Source organism: Stieleria sp. (genome assembly GCF_041595215.1).
Lineage (GTDB): Bacteria > Planctomycetota > Planctomycetia > Pirellulales > Pirellulaceae > Stieleria > Stieleria magnilauensis.
On the sequence record NZ_JBFHKV010001041.1, the window covers coordinates 1 to 3,026 of the forward strand.

Annotated in this window: 2 protein-coding genes; both read right to left on the bottom strand. The window is 58.3% G+C overall.

Features of this window, described 5'->3' with window-relative positions:
* On the bottom strand, positions 1–426 hold a 426-nt coding region (locus ABX749_RS27760; RefSeq protein ID WP_372898888.1), incomplete at its 3' end, for a DUF1501 domain-containing protein.
* A 241-nt stretch (positions 427–667) separates the two neighbouring features.
* Positions 668–3,026 (bottom strand): DUF1553 domain-containing protein (locus ABX749_RS27765; protein WP_372898889.1); only part of this gene is annotated, 2,359 nt, incomplete at its 5' end.

The following is a 3,026-nucleotide window of genomic DNA, read 5'->3' on the forward strand; positions in this document are numbered from 1 at the left end:
CGCAATGTCATCGGTCAATTCCGCCAGGTGCGGAATCATGTCGCTGACCCACTTTCCCGTTTCGCCGCGTTGACGAAACTTGTATTGCGGGCGGGCCAGGTTTCCGGCCGGTCCCTGAAACGTCACCGCCGGGCCATCCTTGAGCGGCTGACCGTCCAACTTGATCAGTTCCGGTTTGTAGTCCCAGGTTTCCAACTGGCTGACCGCTCCGGCACAAAAAATCACCACCACACGCTTTGCTTTGCCCGGGAAATGACTTTGGCGCGGCGCGAACGGACGCACCGGATCGATCGCCGGTTGAGCAGCCAGCAAACGGTCCTGGGAAAGGAGATCGAGCAGCGCGATCGATCCCAGCCCGGTCGCGGAGTTGGTCAGGAACCCGCGGCGGCTAAGGAATTGGCGTCCGATGTTGGAAAGTGGTTTCATCTCGTGGTTGTGACTTGCGGAACGATCAAACGACTACTGGGCCCACGGATGGCAGCGCGAACCCACGGATTTTTTGCACCCTGCCATCCGTGGGTTCACGCTGCTATCCGTACGCTGATTTTCGATGGTTAGCCCGCTAAAATTGCTGGAGTGCTTGGTGAAGATTGAATGTTAGGATTGAAGCCGTGTCGGAAGCCGCCAAGACATTCGGCGGATCGCCAGCGGAAATGTGGCAAGCATACTACGGAAAAAACAAAAACTCATTGCTGTTGAACATCGCTCGGCAAAGCGTCTGCAATCCATACTCGCGGACGACCGGCAGCGCGTCGGCCAATTCATCGGGATTCGGTTCGCGATTGAATCCGATCTGGTAAGCGAGTCGGATTTGTCGACGGAGATCATCGCCTGCTTCGGTTTGCAATCGGTCGGCAAACGCAGCGGCTTGTTCGATGGTGAAGCGACTGTTGAGCAAATTGAGTGCTTGGACCGGCGTCGTGGATTCGATCCGTCGCGCCGTGCTTTGCCCCGCGTCGGGACAATCAAAGGCACCGAAAATGGCATCACGCTCACGTCGCACCTTGTGGGCATAGATCATGCGCCGCAGGCCATCATCGGTAAAGGATTCAACGGGCGTGAACCCGGACAACCCGCCGCGTTTGTTGAACAAGTTGAATCCACGGCCTCCCATCGTCAGGTTCAATTGACCGCTGGCGGCGAGCATGCTATCGCGGATCGCTTCCGCCTCCAGTCGTCGCAACGGGTAACGCCACAACAGCCGCGCGTCGGCATCCTTTGCCGCCGCCGACGCGTCATGTTGCGTGGACTGGCGGTAGGTTGCCGACAAGGTGATCAGACGATGCATGTGTTTGATCGACCAACCCGATCGAATGAACTCCTGAGCCAACCAATCCAACAATTGGGGGTGCGAAGGCTCGGCCCCGTTGCGGCCAAAGTCGTTCGGCGTGTCAACCAGCCCGGTGCCAAAGTGCCATTGCCAGATCCGATTGACCATGACACGTGCCGTGAGACGGTTCTCGGGGCTGGCGATCCAGTCCGCCAGTGCTCGGCGGCGTTCTTGTTCGGCCGCCTCAGCCGGCAGCGTCACGTCGCCGAGAGCGGTCAGCACGGCGGGGACCACCGGCTCACGCGGTTGTTCGGGATCGCCTCGATTGAGTCGGTGGATATCGTCGGGTTTGCGGAACTTGCCCGCGAACGCCAGTTTTCCTTGTTCGGCGGATTTAATCTGTGCTTCCAGCGTTTGCTTTTCCTTCATCAAACGGGTTGCCTGCTGCGCGTCTTCGCCGGTCAAACCCGCCGTGGAGAACTGCCGATCCTGTGGGGGATCGGCGTCTAGGGCACGACGGTCGCTGGAATCGGCCACCAGTTGCCATTCTTTTTCGTCCTTAGTTTCAATTCGGTACTCAGTCGCCAAGCGGTCTTGAAACTCTCCCAGGCGATCACGGCTCCAGGCGACTCGCACGATTTCCTGTGCTTCGGCAAACTCCAATTCCACCCAGCCGGCACCGGTTTGAGCGGACATCCAACTGCGTGAGTTTCCATAGCGGCCGTCGTTGATGAAACCTGGTTCGTGACGGTCTGCGACAAGCGTATCGCCGGAGGTCGTGAGTTTGGTGCCGGCGGTTGCCAAGGCAATGTTTTCGCCGGCATCATTGAACACTTCCAGTTCGTCGATGCACGGTTCAAGGTTGTTGGTTGCCAGCACGGTAAAACGCAACCGCTTCGCTCGCACCGAAGAAAACCGATCCACGTTGATCGACGGGGAAACGGCGGCCCGCTGTGGCGGAACGTGCTTCAGCGTCGTCATGGCCTCGATCGACGGTCCGGCTTCCAAGGTGTAGGCGGTGGCGAGCCGGTCGGTGTACTGCCCCTTGCGATCACGGCTCCACACGATCTTGTTGATTCGAGTGGCCTCGGGAAGTTCAAACATCAACCAGCCGCGGCCCTTCTGATCTGACATCCAGCTCCTGGCGTTCCCGAATTGACCGTCGTTGACGTGTTTGAGTTGATGATTCGCCGACGCTCTGCTGCCCGACGCGGTGACCTTGGTTCCATGTGAGGCGAGGGCAACGTTTTGCCGTTCCGCACCGTCGGTGAAAATCTGAAACTCGTCCACACACGGTTCGATCAACCCGAGACTCGGGTGCAAGTTGGCGTCATGAATCGTAAACCGAACATACTTGGCCGACAGCGGTTCAAACGATTCCGTGTTTTCAGCTGCGTTGGTGGAGTACGCTTCCAGATCGTGATCGACGCGTGGATGCGCGAGCGGGACGAACTGGAGCAGTTGTTCGTCGATTTCGGAAACGCGCTGGCGAAAGCGTTTTGCTTGTTGCTTCAGTGCGTCAGATTCGGGCGAACGCATCTCGCGATCGGCGTACTCAACTCCGGCGACAAACGCTTGCATGCTGTAATAGTCTTTCGCGGAGATGGGATCGAATTTGTGATCGTGGCATCGGGCACAACCGACGCTCAGACCGAGAAAGGTCTGTGAAACGTTATTGACGATCTCATCGAGTGAATCCTGACGTGCCAGCCGAATCGAGGGTGCGTCCTTGCCGATCTGGCCAGGCAACAGGACC